Origin of the sequence: Streptomyces lacaronensis (genome assembly GCF_047337785.1) — a bacterium.
In the GTDB taxonomy this organism is placed as follows: domain Bacteria; phylum Actinomycetota; class Actinomycetes; order Streptomycetales; family Streptomycetaceae; genus Streptomyces; species Streptomyces lycopersici.
In genome coordinates, this window is record NZ_JBLHDK010000003.1 from 2,652,112 (window position 1) to 2,675,518 (window position 23,407).

Genomic DNA, 23,407 nt, shown 5'->3' on the forward strand with positions numbered 1-23,407 from the left:
GAGCCGCTCAGGGCCGGGGCGCCACGCCCCGGCACGCTACGGCCGCTCGAGACCCCGGGCGACAACAGGGCCGATGTGATCCAGTGCCCGCTGCGTCATCAAGTGATCGTGAGTACTGGGCACATCGTGGGTCCGAATGTCTCCCTCGACGTACGGCACCCAGGAATCAGCCGTACGCCATGCGGCGGTCCGGTGGTCGGTGGGTTCCCTCGTCGCAATGAAGAGGTCCATCTCCCCGCGGAACCGCCGAGGCCGGTGTTCCTTGGCGGCCCGCTCATGCTGGGCGTGGCTATGGCACAGCGCCGTCAGAATCTCCTCGTCCAGGGAGTACGCCCCGTCCGCCAGGACGTCGAGGAACATGGACCGGAGGTCGCGGTCTCCCGCCTCTGGCAGCGATTCCTCCGCAGGCACGGCCGCCAGAGGGTAGGTGTCGAGCACGGCCAGCAAGGCCACCTCCTCACCCTCCTCCTGGAGCCGGGTCGCGATCGCATGGGCGACGATGCCGCCGAAGGACCAGCCGAGGAGGTGGTACGGGCCGTGTGGCCGCACGGTACGGATCTGGCGCAGATAGTCCGCCGCGATCTCCTCGACCGTGGCATGTGGTGTCTCCGTACCGGACAGCCCCCGTGCCTGGAGGCCGTAGACGGGGTGGTCGGCGTCGATATGGCGCAGCAGCCCGGAATAGGGCCAGCTGACCCCACCGGCCGGGTGGATACAGAAGAGCGGTGCACGGCTGCCGTGTGGCCGCAGCGACAGCAGGACATCGAGGCCCTTCCCACCGTCGCCACTCTCCAGCCTGCTGGCCAGCGCGGCCACCGTCGGCGCCTCGAACACCACCCCCACCGGCAGCTCGGCCCCGAGCTCCGACCGCACCCGCGACACCAGCCGCGTCGCCAACAACGAATGCCCACCCAGATCGAAGAAACCCTCCTCCACCCCCACCCGCTCCACGCCCAACACCTCAGCGAACAACCGACACAACACCCGCTCCACGGCCGTACGCGGCTCACGACCCGAACCAGACCCCCCAACCTCCGGCACCGGCAACGCCCGCCGATCCAACTTCCCATTCGCCGTCACCGGCAACCGATCCAGCACCACCCACACACCCGGCACCATGAACTCCGGCAACCGCCCCCGCACAAACTCCCGCACCACCCCCACATCACACCCACCCCCAGCAGGCACCACATACGCCACCAACCGCCGATCCCCCGGACGATCCTCCCGCACCACCACCGCCACCTGCCCCACCAAAGGATGCGCGGCCACCACACCCTCCACCTCACCCAACTCAATCCGAAAACCCCGCACCTTCACCTGATCATCCACACGCCCCACAAACACCAACCGACCCCGCGCATCCCACCGCACCAGGTCCCCGGTGCGATACATCCGCTCCCCCACCCCACCGAACGGATCCGCCACAAACCGCTCCGCCGTCAACCCCACACGCGCCACATAACCCCGCGCCAACCCCACACCCGCCACATACAACTCACCCACCACACCCACCGGCACCAAACCCAACCCACCATCCACCACATACACCCGCGTATTGGCGATCGGTCCACCGATGTTCGGTGGTGTTCCGTCCTCAGAGCAACGGGAGAGCGTGGACCAGATGGTGGTCTCCGTCGGACCGTAGACGTTGACGACATCAACCTCACGGTCCCGCATCTCGTGTGCCAGAGCCTCGGGCAGCGCCTCACCGCCAGTCAGAATCCGTACGCCGGTCAGATCGGCTCGGTGGTGTTCCAGCAGCGCCGCCCACAGCGTCGGCGTGGCCTGCATGACCGTCGTGCCGCTGTCGGTCAGCAGCCGGGACAGCCGGGCCGGGTCATGGACCTCGTCCGCCGTCGCCTGGACGACCGTGGCGCCGGCCAGGAGCGGGCCGAACAGTTCGAGCGCGGCGATGTCGAAGCTGATCGTGGTGACCGCGAGCCAGCGGTCCTCCGGTACCAGGTCCAGCTCATCGGCCATCCCCACCAGTAGGTTCAGCAGGGACCGCTGGGTCACGGCGACGCCCTTCGGACGGCCGGTGGAGCCCGAGGTGTAGATGAGGTACGCCGTGTTCAGCGGGTGGGGCGGGGCCATCCGCTCCGCGTCGTCGATGTCGGCGTCCGAGCGGTCCCGCAGAGCGGCCTCGGTCTCGGCGGCATCCAGCAGGAGGCGCGGCACCGAGGCCTCGGCACCCGACAGCTTCGCCGCTCCCGCCTCGGTGGTCACGAGGGTGACGGGGGCCGCGTCGTGGAGCATGAAGCGGGCCCGCTCGGCCGGTTGATCCGGGTCCAGGGGAAGATAGGCGGCCCCCGTCTTCATGACGGCCAGCAATGCCACGACCATGTCCGCGGACCGTGGCAGCGAGAGGGCCACCACCCGCTCCGGGCCCGCACCGCGCTCGATGAGCACACGGGCCAGCCGGTTCGCCCGCACGTGGAGTTCCGCGTAGGTCAGTACCGTGCCGCCCGCCACCAGCGCGTGCGCCTCCGGGGTACGTGCCGCCCGCGCCGCGAGCAGTTCGGCCACGGTGGACGGCGGCAGGGCGGTCTCGGTGGCGTTCGGCGCGGCAAGTTGCCGTCGTTCCGCCGCGGTCAGCAGGTCGATGGCGGCCAGTGGCCGATCGGGGTCGGCGACCATCACCGCGAGCAGGCGTTCCAGACGGCGGGCGAGCGAGACGACCGTGGAGCGGTCGAAGGCGTCGGGACGGTAGTCCAGGCGGAGGCGCAGGGAGCGCTGCTGCGTGGCGACCAGGCACAGCGGGTAGTGGGTGGCGTCATGGCCCTCGACTCCGGCCACCCGCAGCCCGTCGGACGGGGAGCGCAGCGCTTCCGGGTCGAGGGGGTAGTTCTCGAAGAGTACGAGCGTGTCGAAGAGCTGGGGGTGACCGGCCAGGCGGTGGATGTCCGTCAGGCCGAGGTGCTGGTGCTCGACGAGCCGGGACGCCTGCTCCTGCGCCCTGGTCAGCAGGGAGGACAGGGATTCGGCCGGATCCAGGCGGATCCGCACCGGCTGGGTGTTGATGAAGAGCCCGACCATGTTCTCCACCCCGGGCAGCTCCGGGGGACGGCCGGACACGGTGGCCCCGAAGACCACGTCATCGCTTCCGGTGAGCTTGCCGAGGAGGATGCCCCAGGCACCCTGGACGAGGGTGTTGACCGTCCACCCCCGACCCCGTGCGAGCGCGGTCAGCGCGGACGTGGCCTCCGGGGACAGCTCCGTCAAAACCTCCTCAGGAGGGCGGGAGGCGCCGGACGGGCCCGCGGCGGGAGCAATGAGCGTCGGGCCCTCCACTCCGTCGAGTGCCTGCCGCCATGCGGCCTCCGCCGCGCCGCGGTCCCGCTCGCCCCGTTCGGCCAGCCAGGTGAGGAAGTCGCGATAGGGAGTGACGGACGGCAACTCGCCCGCGTCTCCCCGGTTCCGGTACAGCTGGAACAGATCGCGCATCACCACCGGCAGCGACCAGCCGTCCAGCAGCAGATGATGGTGTGTCAGCAGAAGGTGGTGGCGGTGCTCGCCGAGCCGTATCAGGGTGAGGCGGAGGAGTGGCGGATTGGTCGGCTCGAACCGCCGGTTGCGTTCGGCCGCTGCCACCTCGCGCAGCTCCTCGCGCTGCCGGTCGCCACATGGCTGCCGGTCGCCACTGAACTGCCGGTCGACACGTAGCTGCCTGTCGCCACTGAGCTGCCTGTCGCCACTGAGCTGTCCGTCACCGTCCAGCTGCCGGAGGTCGATCTCCTGCCAGGGGAGCGCCACGGTGGCGGGCACGGCCTGGACCGGGCGTTCCAGCCCCTCGTGCCAGAAGCCTGCCCGCAGGTTCGGATGGCGACGCAACAGCGCCTCGGCTGCCTGGCGCAGGGCGTGGCGGTCCAGCGGTCCGTCGAGGTCGATGCCGAGCTGGACGATGTAGTCGTCGGTGGCACGGGCGTCGTAGAGGGCGTGGAAGAGCAGCCCTTCCTGAAGGGGTGTCAGCGGCAGGATGTCGCTCAGCGTGGCCGGTGCGCATGCTGCTTCGACGCGTTCGATGTCGCCCTGGGTCAGCGCGGCCGGTTTCACATCGGAGGGGGTGAACCCTCCGGCGCCCGGCCGGCCGGCGTGTTCGGTAACCGCCCTGAGGACACGGAACCAGGTGTGCGCGAGGTCGTCCACCTCCCGCTGGGTGAGTGCTCCCTCCGCCCAGGACCACGTCGCCGTCAGGCAGGGGCCCCGCGAGGTGTCGACGGTGACCGCGTTCAGCTCCAGCACATGGGCCGGTGGCATCCCGGCGTCATCACCGGCCCCCGACAGGACCCCGCCGTCGTCGATGGCCGATGGCATCCACGGTTCCTCGCGGTCGGCCTCGGTGAAGCGGCCCAGGTAGTTGAAGCCGATGTCCGGGGTCGGGAGCGCGGCGAGCCGGGGGCCGGTACGGGGGTTGAGGTGGCGCAGCAGACCGTAGCCCAGCCCTTGGTCCGGTACGGCCCGCAGCTGCTCCTTCACACGTTTGACCGCATCTCCCAGGCCGGGGCCCGCGCCGGTGACGTCCTCCCACGTCACCGGGCCCGCCTCCAGTCGCAGGGGGTAGAGGGTGGTGAACCAGCCGACCGTACGTGCCAGGTCGACGTCGGCGGACAGGCGGTGCGACCGGCCGTGTCCTTCTACGTCCACCACCACCGGCTCGCCCGCGACGGCCCGCCCATGGCGTACCCGCCAGGCGTCGACCGCCACCGCGAAGGCGGCGAGCAGCACATCCTGCACTCCCGCGTGGAACACCGCGGGGACCCGCCCCAGCAAGGGCTCGGTGTCCGGGGCGGGAAGCCGCAGGGTGACACTGGCGGTGCCGGGCCCGGCGGCCACCTCGTCCCGCCAGGACTCGCCCCCGTCCGCAAGGGGCCGTACGTCGGTGAGGATCCGCTCCCACCACGGCGACTCGGCCTCCCTGGCGGGATCGCACGACTCGGCCGTCAGCAGCGCGGCCCATCGGCGGAACGGCGTGCCCACCGGCTCCAGCGCCACCGGCCGGTCGGCGGCCACCGCATCCCAGGCGACCCGCAGATCGCCCAGCAGGATCCGCCAGGACACACCGTCCACCACCAGATGGTGCAGCACCAGCAGCACCCGGCCCGGACGGTCCGGTCCGGCGTCGAAGTACACCGCCTGCCACATCACACCGGACCACGGGTCCAGCCGCCCCCGGGCCGCCATGAACTCATCCTGGAGCAGCCGCCGCCCTACGTGCCCGTCCGCGCCACCGGACACCTGGCGCACCCGCGCCGTGATGTCCACGGATCCGGCCGGGGGCACCTCGAGCGACCACCGTCCTCCGTCGCGGTCCGTCACCCTCAGCCGCAGCACGTCATGGTGGTCGGTCACGGCCCGCAGCACCCTGCTCAGCCGGTCCGGGCCCGCCCCGGCGGGCACGGTGACCAGCATCGCCTGGCAGAACTCGCCGACCGGGCCGCCCCGTTCACGCAGCCACTCCATGATGGGGGTCGTGGCCACCTCACCGGCCCCGGTGTCCGCCACCGGAGCCGGCGTCCCGGCTCCCTCCGGCGCTTGCGTCGCTTGCGCCACCTTCGCCACTTCCGCGACTTCCGCGACTTCCGCGACTTCCGCGACGGAGGCCAGCCCGGCCACGGTCTTCCGCAGGAACACGTCCCGAGCGGTGATCACCACCCCGGCCGACCTCGCCCGGCTGACCAGTTGGATGGAGGAAATGCTGTCGCCGCCCAAGTCGAAGAAGCTGTCCTCGACATCCACCGCTGACACGCCCAGGATCTGTTGGAACAGTCCGCACAGGGTCTGCTCCACGGCCGTGCGCGGTGCGCGGCCGGAGGCCCGGGAAGTGAACTCCGGTGCGGGCAGGGCGCCTCGGTCGAGCTTGCCGTTGGCGGTGACGGGCAGCCGGTCCAGGACCACGAACGCCGCGGGCACCATGTACTCGGGCACTCGCTCCCGTACGAAGGCGCGCAGCTCCGCCACGTCCAGCCCCGCCGGGGCCGGGCTGCCGTCCTCGGGCCTGGCTTCGGGCGTGTGCGGATACGGGTGCGGGTACGGGTGCGTTTCGGTGGCCGGGACCACATAGGCCACCAGCCGCCGGTCACCCGGCCGGTCCTCCCGCACCACCACCGCCACCTGGCCCACCGAGGGATGCGCGGCCACCACACCCTCCACCTCGCCCGGCTCGATGCGGATCCCCCGCACCTTCACCTGCTCATCGGCACGGCCCAGATAGTCCAGCTGACCGCCCTCGGTCCATCGCACCAGGTCACCGGTGCGGTAGGCGCGGGTGCCGGGCGGCCCGTAGGGATCCGCCACAAAGCGCTGGGCCGTTAGCCCGGCGCGGGCGAGATAACCCCGGGCCAGCCCCGGCCCGGCGATGTACAGCTCCCCCGCGACCCCCGGTGGGACCAGTTTCAGCTCGGCGTCCAGGACGTAGGCGGAGGTGTTCGCCAGGGGTGTGCCCGTCAGCGCCGGGCGGGTGAGCGTCTCCTGCCCGGACGAGTGCCACTCCAGGCAGTAGACCGTGGCCTCGGTCGGACCGTAGACGTTCGCTATTCGCGCGCCCGGTATGGCCTGCCTGACCTCGTTGAACACACGCGCCGGCAGCCCTTCGCCGGCGAACACCACATCGTGCGCGGCAAGCCGTGCGCCGGAGCCGAGCACCTGCGCCACGACCGACGGCACCCCGCTGATCAGTCCGCCGGACCAGCCGCCCCGCTCCACCAGCGCCGGAAGGTGTTCGACGAGCTCCACCTGGCCACCGACCGTCAGCGGTGCGAACAGCTCGAAGACCGAGACGTCAAAGTTCAGCGAGGTCGACAACAACACCGACGACAGCCGCTCGGGCCCGAAGCGCTCCCGGGCCCAGTCCATCAGCCCGACCACGGAGGAGTGCTGCACCGCCACGCCCTTCGGCGTTCCCGTGGACCCTGATGTGTAGAGGACGTACGCCATGTTTGCGGCGGTGAGCGGCCCCGGCCGCTCACCGTCTGCCACGGGGCTGGCGTCCTGCTCGGCACGGGTACGCACCATGTCCGGGGAGTCGAGTACGCACACCGGCGCTGGGACGGGGGTCGAAGGCGCTGGGACGGGGGTCGAAGCCAGGGTCGGGTTCGGGGTCGGCGACGGCAGGAGCCGTACGGTGTCGGAGTCGGCCAGGACCACGACCGGTCCGGCGTCGCCCAGCATGAACGCGATCCGCTCGGCCGGGTACGCGGGATCGACCGGGAGATAGGCGCCGCCCGCTTTGAGGACGGCCAGCAGCGCGACGACCGCCTCCGGGGTGCGGGGCAGGCATACGGCCACCACGCGCTCCGGCCCCACTCCCCGGGCGATCAGCACGCGAGCCAGCCTGTTCGCTCGCGCATCGAGCTCCGCGTAGATCATGACATCGCCGTCGTAGGTCACGGCCGGTGCGTGGGGGGTGTGGACGGCTTGGGCGGCCAGAAGGGCGGGGAGGGTGGTGGTGCCGGGTGAAGGGTGGGCAGTGGTGGGGTTGCCTTGGCGGAGGAGTGCGGTGCGCTCGTCGGTTTGCAGTAGGTCGATGTCGCTGACGGGCCGGTCGGGGTCGGTCAGGGCTGTCTCCAGCAGGCGGCGCCACCGCTGGATGAGCGAATCGACCGTCCGCTCGGTGAAGATGTCCGTGTTGTACTCCACGGTGATGTCCAACCCAGCGGGCGTGCCATCGTCCGTGTGACGCTCACCAACGCTGACCAGCAGATCCATCCGGGAAGTGCCCGCACCGACCTGCTCCACCTTCCCCTCCGCGCCCGGCAGGTCAAAGCCGCTGTGCGCGGTGTTCTGCAGGGCCAGCATCACCTGGAACAACGGATGATGCGCCAACGTCCGCGCCGGATTCAACGCCTCCACCAGATACTCAAACGGCACATCCTGATGCGCATACGCCTCCAAATCCACCGCCCGCACCCGCCCCAACAACTCCCGAAACCCAGGACGACCCGAGGTGTCCACCCGCAACACCAACGTGTTCACAAAAAACCCGACCAGATCCTCCAGCGCCTCATCCCCACGCCCGGCAATCACCGACCCGAGCACCACATCCTCACCCGCACCCAACCGCGACAACACCGCCACAAGCCCCGCATGCAACGCCATGAACAACGTCGCACCCTCCGAGGCCGCCACCCCCACCAACCCACCATGCAACCACCCCGGCCACACAAACCCCACCGTCGCACCCCGATGACTCGCCACCACAGGACGCGACCGATCAGCCGGCAGCGGAAGCTGCTCCGGAACACCCTCCAGCCTGGTGCGCCAGTAGTCCAGTTGGTCGGCCAGCACGCTGCCCGGTGTATCGGCCGCACCAAGCGCCCGGCGCTGCCAGAGCGTGTAGTCGGCATACTGCACCGCCATCGGCTCCCACCCCGGTGCCCGACCCTCCCGCCGCGCCGCATACGCCCCCGCCACGTCCTGCCACAACGGCCCCAACGACCACCCATCCGCCGCGATGTGATGCACGACCACCACCAGCGTGCATACCGGCTCCGACACGAACCCCCGCACCAGGACCGCCCTCAGCGGCAGCTCCTCCTCCAGATCAAAGGCATGCCGCACCACCTCGGCCACCGCCCGCTCGGCCTCCACCCCGTCACCCACCATGACCATCTCCAGCCCAGGCCACCGCCGGCCGGCCTCCTCCACCGACAGCACCCGCTGACACGCCACCCCATCCACCTCGGCGAACAGCGTCCGCAAGCTCTCATGCCGACCCACCACATCCCACAACGCCCCAGCCAACGCCTCACCATCCACCTCACCCGACAACCGCACCACCAAAGGAATGTTGTACGTAGCCGACCGGCCCTCCAACCGATACAAAAACCACAACCGACTCTGCGCGAACGACACCGGCAACCGCCCCGGCCGCCGACCACACCGCACAAGCTCAGGCCGCTCCCGACCCGACTGACCCGCACCCCTGGCCAGCCGACGCGCCAACCCGGCCACCGTCGGAGCCTCAAACACCATCCCCACCGGCAACTCCACACCCAACTCCGACCGCACCCGCGACACCAACCGCGTCGCCAGCAGCGAATGCCCACCCAGATCAAAGAAACCGTCCTCGATCCCCACCCGCTCCACACCCAACACCTCAGCAAACAAACGACACAGCAACTCCTCGACCCCATCCCTGGGCCCGCCGTACTCCGATCCACCACCACCCTGCGGAACCGGCAGAGCCCGCCGGTCCAGCTTCCCATTCACCGTCACCGGCAACCGATCCAGCACCACCCACACACCCGGCACCATGAACTCCGGCAACCGCCCCCGCACAAACTCCCGCACCACCCCCACATCACACCCACCCCCAGCAGGCACCACATACGCCACCAACCGCCGATCCCCCGGACGATCCTCCCGCACCACCACCGCCACCTGCCCCACCAAAGGATGCGCGGCCACCACACCCTCCACCTCACCCAACTCAATCCGAAAACCCCGCACCTTCACCTGATCATCCACACGCCCCACAAACACCAACCGACCCCGCGCATCCCACCGCACCAAATCCCCCGTCCGATACATCCGCTCCCCCACCCCACCAAACGGATCCGCCACAAACCGCTCCGCCGTCAAACCCGCACGCCCCACATAACCCCGCGCCAACCCCACACCCGCCACATACAACTCACCCACCACACCCACCGGCACCAAACCCAACCCACCATCCACCACATACACCCGCATACCGGCGATCGGCCCACCGATCGGAGGCACGTCCGGACCGGAGAGCTGTCCTGTGGCCGTGACGTACACGGTGGCCTCGGTGGGGCCGTAGGCATTCACCATCCGCCGCCCAACGGACCACCGCTGGACCAGTTCTCCCGGACATGCCTCAATCCCGATGATCAACGAGCGGAGGTCGGGGAACGCGGCATCCGGAATGCTGCCCAGCACGGTCGGCGACATGACGGCGTGGCTGATGCGTTGATCCCGCAGTACGACGGCCAAGTCCTCGCCCACCAGCGTCCGGGCGGGCGGAACGATCAGTGTGGCCCCGGTGGCGACGGCCATGACCAGCTCCATCATGGACACATCGAAACCGGGTGAGGCCAGTTGCAGGACCCGACTCCCCTCGCCCACGTCGAACCGGTCGCCCTGTGTCAGCGCCAGGCTCGCGATTCCGGCATGCGGCACGGCGACCCCCTTGGGGGTGCCGGTGGAGCCGGAGGTGTAGATGAGATAGGCCGGGTGCAGAGGATTCAGAGGGTGCACGCGGTCCGCGTCGGTGACATCGGAGCTGGGCAGGGCGGCGATCGCGTCAGCGGTGTCCGGGTCATCGAGCACCACGGTAGGAACGTCGTCGCAGCCCAGATCGCCGAGAGTACGGCTGGTCGTCACCACCGCGAGAGGGCGCGCGTCGCGCAGCATAAAGCCGATACGCGACGGCGGGTACGCCATGTCGATCGGCAGATAGGTGGCGCCCGACTTGAGGACCGCCAGAACCGCGATGACCATGTCGAGCGAGCGGGGCACCGACACGGCCACCACCGCTTCCGGCCCGGCTCCACGCCCGATCAGATACCGAGCCAGCCGATTCGCCCTGACGTCGGCTTCCTCGTAGGTGAGGCACTCGTCGCCCCATTCCACGGCGGGCGCGTGGGGGGTGTGGACGGCTTGGGCGGCCAGAAGGGCGGGGAGGGTGGTGGTGCCGGGTGAAGGGTGGGCAGTGGTGGGGTTGCCTTGGCGGAGGAGTGCGGTGCGCTCGTCGGTTTGCAGTAGGTCGATGTCGCTGACGGGCCGGTCGGGGTCGGTCAGGGCTGTCTCCAGCAGGCGGCGCCACCGCTGGATGAGCGAATCGACCGTCCGCTCGGTGAAGATGTCCGTGTTGTACTCCACGGTGATGTCCAACCCAGCGGGCGTGCCATCGTCCGTGTGACGCTCACCAACGCTGACCAGCAGATCCATCCGGGAAGTGCCCGCACCGACCTGCTCCACCTTCCCCTCCGCGCCCGGCAGGTCAAAGCCGCTGTGCGCGGTGTTCTGCAGGGCCAGCATCACCTGGAACAACGGATGATGCGCCAACGTCCGCGCCGGATTCAACGCCTCCACCAGATACTCAAACGGCACATCCTGATGCGCATACGCCTCCAAATCCACCGCCCGCACCCGCCCCAACAACTCCCGAAACCCAGGACGACCCGAGGTGTCCACCCGCAACACCAACGTGTTCACAAAAAACCCGACCAGATCCTCCAGCGCCTCATCCCCACGCCCGGCAATCACCGACCCGAGCACCACATCCTCACCCGCACCCAACCGCGACAACACCGCCACAAGCCCCGCATGCAACGCCATGAACAACGTCGCACCCTCCGAGGCCGCCACCCCCACCAACCCACCATGCAACCACCCCGGCCACACAAACCCCACCGTCGCACCCCGATGACTCGCCACCACAGGACGCGACCGATCAGCCGGCAGCGGAAGCTGCTCCGGAACACCCTCCAGCCTGGCGCGCCAGTACTCCAGTTGGTCGGCCAGCACACTGCCCGGCGCATCAGGAGAGCCCAGTACCTCCCGTTGCCAGAGCGTGTAGTCGGCATACTGCACCGGCAACGGCTCCCACCCGAGTGCCCGGCCCTCCCGCCGCGCCACATAAGCACGAACCACATCCCGCCACAGCGGCCCCAGCGACCACCCATCCGCCGCAATGTGATGCATCACCAACGCCAGCGTGCATTCAGCCCCCGCCGACGCGGGCTCACGCACCATCACCGCCCGCAGCGGCAGTTCCTCCTCCAGATCAAAGATGTACCGCACCACCTCGGCCACGGCCCGCTCGGCCTCGGCCCGGCCGTCCGCCGTGACCGTCTCCAGCCCAGGCCACCGCCGGCCGGCCTCCTCCACCGACAGCACCCGCTGACAGACCACCCCATCCACCTCGGCGAACAGCGTCCGCAAGCTCTCATGCCGACCCACCACATCCCACAACGCCCCAGCCAACGCCTCACCATCCACCTCACCCGACAACCGCACCACCAAAGGAATGTTGTACGTAGCCGACCGGCCCTCCAACCGATACAAAAACCACAACCGACTCTGCGCGAACGACACCGGCAACCGCCCCGGCCGCCGACCACACCGCACAAGCTCAGGCCGCTCCCGACCCGACTGAGCCACCACGCCCCCGGCCAGCCGACGCGCCAGCCCGGCCACCGTCGGGTCCTCAAACACCGCCCCTACAGGGAGCTCCACACCCAACTCCGACCGCACCCGCGACACCAACCGCGTCGCCAGCAGCGAATGCCCACCCAGATCAAAGAAACCGTCCTCGATCCCCACCCGCTCCACACCCAACACCTCAGCGAACAAACGACACAACACCCGCTCCACCGCCGTACGCGGCGCACGACCCGAACCAGACCCCCCAACCTCAGGCACCGGCAACGCCCGCCGATCCAACTTCCCATTCGCCGTCACCGGCAACCGATCCAGCACCACCCACACACCCGGCACCATGAACTCCGGCAACCGCCCCCGCACAAACTCCCGCACCACCCCCACATCACACCCACCCCCAGCAGGCACCACATACGCCACCAACCGCCGATCCCCCGGACGATCCTCCCGCACCACCACCGCCACCTGCCCCACCAAAGGATGCGCGGCCACCACACCCTCCACCTCACCCAACTCAATCCGAAAACCCCGCACCTTCACCTGATCATCCACACGCCCCACGTACTCCAAGGACCCGTCCGACCGCCATCGGCCCAGGTCCCCGGTGCGGTACATCCGCGCTCCGGACCCAGACCCGGGCCCAGACCCGGACCCGGAGAAGGGGTTCGCCACGAACCGCCCGGCCGTCAGCCCGGGACGGCCCAGATATCCCCTGGCCAGGCCCGCCCCAGCCAGATAGATCTCCCCCGCCACTCCGGTCGGCAGCGGTCGCAACCACGCGTCCAGGACATACACCTGGGCATCAACGACCGGTACGCCGATGGTGGGCGCGCCACCGGCCGACGCATGGCGTCCGGCTTCCAGGGCACCGGCCGTGGCCCACACCGTCGCCTCGGTGGGGCCGTACGCGTTCACCATCCGTCGCCCGGGCGCCCACCGCCCGACGAGTTCAGGGCCGCATGCCTCGCCCCCGACCAACAGTGCTCGCAGCGAGGGGAGTTCGGATGTCGGCACACCGGCCAGAACGGTCGGCGAGATCAACACATGGGTGATCCCACATCGCCGGATCACCCCGGCGAGCTCCTCGCCCGCCAGGACCTGCGACCGCTCCGGAATGACCAGCGCACCCCCTGAGGCCCATGCCATCAGGAACTCCATCACGGAGGCGTCGAAGCTCGGCGACGCCAACTGCAGGATCCGCGCAGACGGGTCCAGAGCGAACCGTTCCACCTGGGCCGTTGCCAGCCCCGCGATGCCGGAGTGGGTGACCACCACGCCCTTGGGACGCCCGGTCGACCCCGATGTGTAGATCACGTAGGCCGCGGCGGCCAGGGGTACCGACACCGCCGGGGAGGTGGTCGGCTGCCGGCGGATGTCGGACATCGTCTCCGGCATATCCGTCACCACGGTGGAGACGGCCGCACTGGGCAGTGACTCCGCGAACGCGCTCCGCGTGACCACCGCGCTCACCGCGCTGTCGGCCAGGACGAAGGCGATCCACTCCGCCGGATAGTCGGGGTCGACCGGCAGATACGCCGCGCCGGTCTTCAGTACGGCGAGAGCCCCGACCACCATGTCCACGGAACGGCCGAAGGCCAGCGCCACGCGCGACTCCGGCCCGACACCGCGCTGGGTGAGGTGGTGGGCGAGTTGATTGGCTCGGGCGTCGAGGTCCGCGTACGACAGGCGGAGCTCTCCGCACTCCACGGCGAGGGCGTCCGGGGACCTGCGCACCCGGTCCTCGAAGAGCGCACCGAACGACAGCCGTGGCAGATCCGGCCGCCCCGTGTCGTTCCATGCCACCAGGGTCCGGTGCCGCTCGGCGGCGTCCAGTATGTCGATGCGGCTGATCGGCGCGTCCGGACGCGCCACCACCTCGTCCAGCACCCGCAGAAAGCGGTCGGCGAGCCGTTCGGCGGTCTCCTGGTCGAAGAGGTCGACGGCGTACTCCAGCGCTCCGTCGAGTCCGGTGTGCGTCCCACCGTGGCCCTGGCGTGCGTTGACCATGAAGGCCAGGTCGAACTTGGCGGTCCGCGCCTCCGGCCATTCCAACGTGGCCGTGGTGCCCGGGAGGGCGAAGTCCCGATCCCACGCGGTCTGCAACGCCAAGGACACCTGGAACAGCGGGTGGCGGGCGAGCGTGCGCTCCGGGTTCAGCGCTTCGACCAGCTGCTCGAACGGCAGCTCCTGATGCGCGTAGGCCGCGAGGGCGGTGTCGCGGACCCGTTTGAGCAGCGTCCGGAAGGATGGGTCGCCGGAGGTGTCCGCGCGCAGCACCAGCGTGTTGACGAAGAAGCCGACAACATCGTCCAGCGCCTCGTCGGGACGTCCGGCGACAGGGCTGCCGATCGGAACGTCCGTGCCGGCTCCCAGACGGGTCAGCAGGGCCGCCACGGCCGCCTGAAGCACCATGAACACACTCGCGTCTGCCTCACGGGCCAGAGCCGCCAGTTTGCCGTGCGTCTCGGGGCCGACCTCGAACGCGATCCAGCGCCCTTGGTGACTGGCCACTGGGGGGCGGGGCCGGTCAGTGGGCAGGGGGAGCTGTTCGGGAATGCCCTCCAGCTTGGCGCGCCAGTAGTCCAGTTGGTCGGCCAGCACACTGCCCGGCGTATCGGCCGCACCAAGCGCCCGGCGCTGCCAGAGCGTGTAGTCGGCATACTGCACCGCCATCGGCTCCCACCCCGGTGCCCGACCCTCCCGCCGCGCCGCATACGCCCCCGCCACGTCCTGCCACAACGGCCCCAACGACCACCCATCCGCCGCGATGTGATGCACGACCACCACCAGCGTGCATACCGGCTCCGACACGAACCCCCGCACCAGGACCGCCCTCAGCGGCAGCTCCTCCTCCAGATCAAAGGCATGCCGCACCACCTCGGCCACCGCCCGCTCGGCCTCCACCCCGTCACCCACCATGACCATCTCCAGCCCAGGCCACCGCCGGCCGGCCTCCTCCACCGACAGCACCCGCTGACACGCCACCCCATCCACCTCGGCGAACAGCGTCCGCAAGCTCTCATGCCGACCCACCACATCCCACAACGCCCCAGCCAACGCCTCACCATCCACCTCACCCGACAACCGCACCACCAAAGGAATGTTGTACGTAGCCGACCGGCCCTCCAACCGATACAAAAACCACAACCGACTCTGCGCGAACGACACCGGCAACCGCCCCGGCCGCCGACCACACCGCACAAGCTCAGGCCGCTCCCGACCCACCTGACCCGCACCCCTGGCCACCCGACGAGCCAACCCGACCACCGTCGGAGCCTCAAACACCACCCCCACCGACAACTCCACACCCAACTCCGACCGCACCCGCGACACCAACCGCGTCGCCAACAGCGAATGCCCACCCAGATCAAAGAAACCGTCCTCGATCCCCACCCGCTCCACACCCAACACCTCAGCAAACAAACGACACAGCAACTCCTCGACCCCATCCCTGGGCCCGCCGTACCCCGATCCACCACCACCCTGCGGCACCGGCAACGCCCGCCGGTCCAGCTTCCCATTCACCGTCACCGGCAACCGATCCAGCACCACCCACACACCCGGCACCATGAACTCCGGCAACCGCCCCCGCACAAACTCCCGCACCACCCCCACATCACACCCACCCCCAGCAGGCACCACATACGCCACCAACCGCCGATCCCCCGGACGATCCTCCCGCACCACCACCGCCACCTGCCCCACCAAAGGATGCGCGGCCACCACACCCTCCACCTCACCCAACTCAATCCGAAAACCCCGCACCTTCACCTGATCATCCACACGCCCCACAAACACCAACCGACCCCGCGCATCCCACCGCACCAAATCCCCCGTCCGATACATCCGCTCCCCCACCCCACCAAACGGATCCGCCACAAACCGCTCCGCCGTCAAACCCGCACGCCCCACATAACCCCGCGCCAACCCCACACCCGCCACATACAACTCACCCACCACACCCACCGGCACCAAACCCAACCCACCATCCACCACATACACCCGCGTGCTGTCCGTGCCACGGCCGATCGGTACCACCTCGGCGGCCGATCCGTCCTTCGCCACCCGGTGGTAGGTGGCGATCATCGTGGTCTCGGTGGGGCCGTAGGCGTTCACCACGGCGGTGTCAGGGCAGGTGTGGGTCACCCGCCGCACCGCCGCGAGGGAGGCGGCCTCGCCACCCGTCCACACCTCCTGGACGTTCGCGAAGAAGTCGGGTGACTCATCGGCGAGGCTGTTGAACAGCGCTGTGGTCGCGAAGACCCCCGTGACGCCATGCTCGGCGATCACCTCGGCCATCGAGGTGGTGTCGAGCGGGCCATCGGGCATCAGGACAAGCTTGCCGCCACGGAGCAAGGGGACCCAGAGCTCGTAGGTGGACGCGTCGAAGGCGAGGGGCGAGTGCACCAACACGCAATCGTGTGCACTGCTGTCGAACGCCTGGTCGCGGGCCAGCGCCACCAGGGCATGCTGCGTGATCACAACGCCCTTGGGGGTGCCGGTCGAGCCGGAGGTGTACATCACATACGCCGGATGCGATGGATGCAGCGGCGCCAGGCGATCCGCGTCGGTCACCTCGCCATCTGGATGGCCCGCCACCTCGCGCACGGTCTCCGGGTCATCCAGCACCACCACCGGAACATCCAACGACGGCAGCCGCCCCGCCACATCACCCGACGCCACCACCAGCACCGGCACGGCGTCCGCCACCATGAACCGCACCCGCTCCGCCGGAAACTCCGGATCCACCGGTACGTACGCGCCACCGGCCTTCAACACCGCCAGCAACACCACCACCAAATCAACCGAACGCGGCATCGCCACCGCCACCAACCGCTCGGGCCCCACCCCACACCCCACCAGAAACCGCGCCAACCGGTCCGACCGCGAACCCAACTCCTCAAATGACAAAGCGGCCTCGCCACACACCACCGCGACCCGCTCACCCAACACCCGCGGTACCGTCTCCGACGGCACCGTCCCAATCCCGCCACTACCCCACCCCAACAACTCCCCACGCTCCGTCGCCGACACCAACTCCACGCCACCCACACACCGCCCCGCATCCACCACCACCGCCTCCAACAAGGCGGACAGCCGCCGCAGCACGCTCTCGACCGTGGCGCGGTCGAACACATCGGCGCGGTAGTCCACTCGAAGACGCAGGGTCTCGCCGGGGAAGACGACCAAGCCGAGCGGGTAGTGGGTGCCGTCGTGACCGCTGATGTCGGTCACCCGGAGGCCGGTTTCCGGTGGGCAGACGGCGTCCGGGTCCATGGGGTAGTTCTCCACGACGACGAGCGAGTCGAAGAGTCGCGGGTGTCCGGCCAGTTGGCACACCTCGGTGAGGCCGGTGTACTGGCGGTCCAGGAGACGGACGTGCTCCTTCTGCACCCGGGCGAGGAGCGTGGCCAGAGTCTCGTCCTGGTCGAGTGTGATCCGCACCGGCACGGTGTTGATGAACAGTCCGACCATGCTCTCGACGCCCGGAAGCTCCGGTGGCCTCCCGGCCGTGGTGATGCCGAAGACCACGTCGTCACGGCCGGTCAGGCGGTGCAGCATGATGGCCCAGGCGCCCTGGATGACGGTGCCGAGCGTCAGCCCGTGGTCGCGTGCCCAGCCTTCCAGCCGCGCGGTGAGGTCACCGGGGAGTTCCCGTGCGACCCGGTCTCGCCGGGCCGGGCGTGCCCGGTTGGCGGCCGGGGCCAGCAGGGTGGGTTCCTCGATCCCGGCGAGAGCCTGCCGCCACCCTTCCTCGGCGGCCGCGCGGTCCCGCGTCGCGAGCCAGGTGAGGTAGTCCCGGTAGGGGGCCACCGGCGGCAGGTGGCTGTCGTCGCCTTCGCGGGCGTAGAGCTCGAACAGTTCCTGGAGCAGAACGGGATAGGACCAGCCGTCGAGCAGGATGTGGTGGTTGGTGAGCGCCAGGACGTGGCGGTCGGCCCCGATACGGATCAGGGTGAAGCGGAGCAGCGGGGGGTCGGCGGGGTCGAACCGATGGTTTCGCTCGTCGTTCAGGACACGCTCGCATGCGGCGTGGCGCTCGGCTTCAGCTTCAGCTTCGGCTTCGGCTTCGGCGGTTTCGGTGAGGTCGATCTCCTCCCACGGCAACTCGATCTCGCGGGGGATGACCTGGACGGGCTGGTCCATCCCTTCGTACAGAAACGCGGCGCGGAGATTCTGGTGGCGGTCCAGGAGCGTTTCGGCCGCCGCCCGGAGTGCGGCCGGGCGCAGCTGCCCGTCCAGCCGGAGCACGATCTGGACCGTGTACCCATCGCCACCGCTCCCGTCATGGGCGGCGTGGTCGCCGTGGACGGCATTGACGTCATGGGCGGCGTGTACATCTTGCGCGGCCTCTACGTCTTGCACGGCGTGGAAGAGCAGCCCTTCCTGCAAGGGCGACAGCGGCAAGACATCGAGCAGCCCTGACTGTGTCATCGCTTCTTCCTCCATGCTGCCTCGAGTCGGTCGATCTGGTCCTGGTTGAGATTCACCAGGGGGAGGTCGGAGGGTGTGCGGCCGCCCGCCTCCGGGCGTTCGGCATGCGCCGTGATGGCCTTCAGCACGGTGAACCAGGTCTGTGCGAGGTCGCTCACCTCCTCCTCGGTGAGCAGCCCACGGGCCCAGGACCAGTGCGCCACGAGGTGCGGGCCGTCGGAGCCGTCGTACGTGACGGCGTTCAGCTCCAGGGCGTAGGGCAGCGGGGCGTCGGCGTCCGCGCCCGCCATGAGCGGCCCGCTCGTACCGTCCCCGGCGGGTGTCCACGGTGCCGCACCGCGCGGTGCGGCGATGCGGCCGAGGTAGTTGAACCGGGTGTCGGGGGTGGGGAGCGCGGCGAGGCGGGGCCGGGTGCGGGGGTTGAGGTAGCGCAGAAGCCCGTAGCCGAGTCCCTGGCCGGGGAGGGCCCGCAACTGCTCCTTGACGCGCTTGACCGCACGGCCGAGCGCGGGGCCGCCACGCCGGACCTCCTCCTGGTCCACGCGGCCCGGTTCCAGGCGGACGGGATAGAGGGCGGTGAACCATCCGACGGTGCGCGAGAGGTCCACCTCCTCCGCCAGGGGGTGTGACCGGCCGTGTCCTTCCACATCCACCACCACGGGCCCGCCGGCGGCGCCCCGGCCGTGGCGCTCCCGCCACGTGTCGAGGGCCACGGCGAACGCGGCGAGCAGTACGTCGTGCACACCGGCGTGGAACGCCCCGGGCACTCGGGTCAGCAACGGCTCGGTGTCCTCAGCGGACATGGGCAACGCCATGTTTCCGGCCGTCCCGAAGGTGTCGCGGTCGCCGCTGGTCCGCCCCGCCGCCACGGGCCGTACATCGGCCAGGGCCTCCTCCCAGTGGCGCAGCTCCCTCTCCCGGGCCTCCGTATTTGCCTCGGCGGCCAGCAGTGCGGCCCAGCGGCGGAACGACGTGCCGACCGGTTGCCACTCCACCGGCCGTTCCGCGGCCACCGCGGCCCAGGCGGCCGCCAGGTCCGGCAGCAGGACGCGCCAGGAGACACCGTCGACCGCCAAGTGGTGGATGACCAGCAGGAGCCGCCCCGGATGCCACGGCCCGGCGTCGAAGTGCACCGCCTGCCACATCACCCCCACCCTCGGGTCGAGGCGGCCACGGGCGACGGTGAACTGCTCGGCCAGCAGGCTCTCCGGGGGCGGGCCGTCCGTGGTCTCGATACGGCGCACTCGCTGCGCGGCCCGTACGGTTCCCGCCACTGTCACCTCGGGCGACCATGCCCCGTCGGGGCGGTCCGCCAACCGGAGCCGCAGCACGTCGTGGTGGTCGGTCAGAGCCTGTAGAACGTCCGCGAGCTGCGGGGTACCGGCTCCGGTGGGTGTGGTCATCAGCATCGCCTGGCAGAAGCCGTCGACCGGGCCGCCCTGTTCACGAAGCCACTCCATGACGGGGGTCGGTGTCACCTGGCCGATCGGGACATCGGCCGCCTGGTCACGGGCCGAACCGGTCACGGATGTCGCCGTGTGCGCCAGCCGGGCCACCGTCTTGTGGGCGAACACATCGGCCGGAGTGATGACCAGTCCAGCCGCTCTGGCCCGGCTGACCAACTGGATGGTGGAGATGCTGTCCCCGCCGAGGTCGTAGAAGCCGTCCTCGGCCCCCGCCCGCTCCAGGCCCAGCACCTCGGCGTACAGACGGCACAGCGTCCGCTCCACGGCCGTACGCGGCTCACGACCCGAACCAGACCCCCCAACCTCCGGCACCGGCAACGCCCGCCGGTCCAGCTTCCCATTCACCGTCACCGGCAACCGATCCAGCACCACCCACACACCCGGCACCATGAACTCCGGCAACCGCCCCCGCACAAACTCCCGCACCACCCCCACATCACACCCACCCCCAGCAGGCACCACATACGCCACCAACCGCCGATCCCCCGGACGATCCTCCCGCACCACCACCGCCACCTGCCCCACCAAAGGATGCGCGGCCACCACACCCTCCACCTCACCCAACTCAATCCGAAAACCCCGCACCTTCACCTGATCATCCACACGCCCCACAAACACCAACCGACCCCGCGCATCCCACCGCACCAAATCCCCCGTCCGATACATCCGCTCCCCCACCCCACCAAACGGATCCGCCACAAACCGCTCCGCCGTCAAACCCACACGCCCCACATAACCCCGCGCCAACCCCACACCCGCCACATACAACTCACCCACCACACCCACCGGCACCAAACCCAACCCACCATCCACCACATACACCCGCATACCGGCGATCGGCCCACCCATCGGTGCGGCGCCCTCGGCCTCGCCCTCGCACCACCCCGCCGTCGCGTAGACCGTGGCCTCCGTCGGGCCGTAGGCGTTGAGCACCCGGCAGCCGGGCAGGGCGTCACCGATGGTGCGGGCCACCGGGCCCGACAGGGTCTCTCCGGCGCAGACCACGACGCCCGGGAAGTCCCGTGGCCCGATGGCCTTCGCGACCTGGACCAGGGCCGAGGGGACGCCGCTCACCAGGCTGGCTTCCGGCCGGTGGGGTAACCGCCCCACCAGGGCCACGGCGTCGTCCACGATCTCCACACACCCACCGCACGCGAGCGGCGCGAACAGCTCGAAGGCCGACACGTCGAAACTCACCGAGGTGGACATCATCACGTGGGAGAGGGCTCGCGTCCCCAGGGTCTCGACGGCCCACGCGATGGTATTGACCAGGCTCTGATGGGACACCACAACGCCCTTGGGGGTGCCGGTCGAGCCGGAGGTGTACATCACATACGCCGGATGCGATGGATGCAGCGGCGCCAGACGGTCCGCGTCCGTCAGCGCCGCACCCGGACGCTCATCCACCTCCCGCGCCGTCTCCGGGTCATCCAGCACCACCACCGGAACATCCAACGACGACAGCCGCCCCGCCACATCACCCGACGCCACCACCAGCACCGGCCCGGCGTCCGCCACCATGAACCGCACCCGCTCCGCCGGATACCCGGGGTCCACCGGTACGTACGCGCCACCGGCCTTCAACACCGCCAGCAACACCACCACCAAATCAACCGAACGCGGCATCGCCACCGCCACCAACCGCTCAGGCCCCACCCCACACCCCACCAAAAACCGCGCCAACCGGTCCGACCGCGAACCCAACTCTCCGTAGGTCACGGCAACTTCGCCGCACTTCACCGCAACGGCGGCACCACCACACGCCACCACCCGCTCGCCCAACACCCCCGGCGGCGTCCCCGGACCACCGATCCCCCAACCCAGCAGCGCCCCACGCTCCGCCGCCGACACCAACTCCACGCCACCACCCACACACCGCCCCGCGTCCACCACCACCGCCTCCAACAAGGCGAAGAGGCGCCGCTGGTGGTCGGCCAGATCCTGGGGGCGGTAGAGGTCGGCGTTGCCGTTCAGGTCGATGCGGATTCCGCCGTCGGGCTGTTCGTAGGCCATGACCGACACATCGGGGATCGGGCCGTTGGCCAGGTTGTGGTGGGTGGCCCGGCACTCGCCGAACTCCAGGTCCCAGTCGAACGACATGACATTGACCTCGGGCCCCACGAGGGCCGGAACGCCACCGGTGAGATGGAGGTCGCGGGCCAGGTCTTCGCCACGGTAGCGCTGGTGCGACAAGGCCATGCGGACTTCCCGGGAAAGGCGTCGCAGGACATCGGTCCAGGTCGTCGCGGCGCTCAATTCCACGCGGAGCGGAAGTATGTTGGCCAGCGTTCCGGGAGTACGGCGGGAAATTGGGTCCTTTCGCGCCGAAACGGCGAAACCGAGCGTGATGTCCGCCGCCCCGGTCAAGCGGTGCAGGTAAATCGCGACAACAGCGGTCAACACCACCGACCAGTGAGTCCGGGCGGCGCGCGCGGCTTCTCTGATGCGGTCGGCCTCATCAGCTCCGATCAGGGAGGTATGGCGCAGGAAATCGCTGGGTTCGGAGCCGGGCTCGGTGGTGAGACGTGCGGCTTGGGGCGGGGAGGCAAAACGCTCCAGCCAGTACCGGCGGTCACGCTCGAATTCCTTGGATTTCCGGTACTCGGCTTCCTGGTCGAGCAGGGCGGCCAGTGACGAGAATGGGGACTCACCGGCGGGTTCGCCTTTGTGAAATGCCGTGTAGAGTTCGGCGACCCGGCGGGCGAAGAGCGTGCTGCCCGCCCCGTCGGTCACGATGTGGTGATATCCCTGGTACCAGACGAACCGATCCGCCGCCGTCTTGATGAGGGCGAAGGAGAACAACGGACCGTGCGCCAGGTCCATCGGCCTCCTGAGTTCCTCGCGCATCCACTGTTCGGCGGCGGCCCGGGGATCGGGGCCATGGCTCAGGTCGAGGGTCCGCAGCGCCCAGTCGCCGGGCGGGCCGAGCACCTGATGGGGCACACCGCCGATGCCGCCGCCGATGCCGCCGTCGATGCCGTCGTCGATGTCCGGGAAGCGCGCATGCAGGGTGTCTGCCTCGGTGACGGCCCGGCGCAGCGCCGATTCGAAAAGGGCGGGGTTGAGGGGCCCATGGATCTCGACATACTGGCCTACTTGGAATTGCAGGCCATCCGGATTGATGCGCTGCGCCACCCAGATCTCCCGCTGGGCGGCGGATAGCGGGTAGCGAGACCCCCGAGGATAGCGAGACCCATTCATTCCCCCGTCTTGCACGAGCACCACCCATTGCCTAATATCGGGTCACTTCCCGGGCAGCAGCACCGAATTACTTTCGAAATACTCATGTCATTTTGCATCGGGAGTCTAACCCCGCCGCTATATCGCTACAAGAGTCGTGGGCAGGCTTGGGGGGCCGAATGGCACCATCCTGCCAC

Annotated in this window: 2 protein-coding genes; both read right to left on the bottom strand. The window is 69.5% G+C overall.

From position 1 onward, the window contains the following. Positions 1–36 precede the first annotated feature (36 nt). The gene (locus ACMTAK_RS11170) at positions 37–18,564 is read right to left on the bottom strand and encodes a non-ribosomal peptide synthase/polyketide synthase (RefSeq protein WP_413806069.1); all 18,528 of its coding nucleotides are present in this window, start codon (positions 18,562–18,564) and stop codon (positions 37–39) included. Continuing rightward, positions 18,561–23,231 carry an amino acid adenylation domain-containing protein gene (locus ACMTAK_RS11175; protein WP_413806070.1) on the bottom strand — a complete coding sequence of 1,557 codons (4,671 nt, stop codon included), beginning with the start codon at positions 23,229–23,231 and terminating at the stop codon, positions 18,561–18,563. Before ACMTAK_RS11175 ends, ACMTAK_RS11170 begins: the two co-directional genes overlap by 4 nt. Between the last annotated feature and the right edge of the window lie 176 nt (positions 23,232–23,407).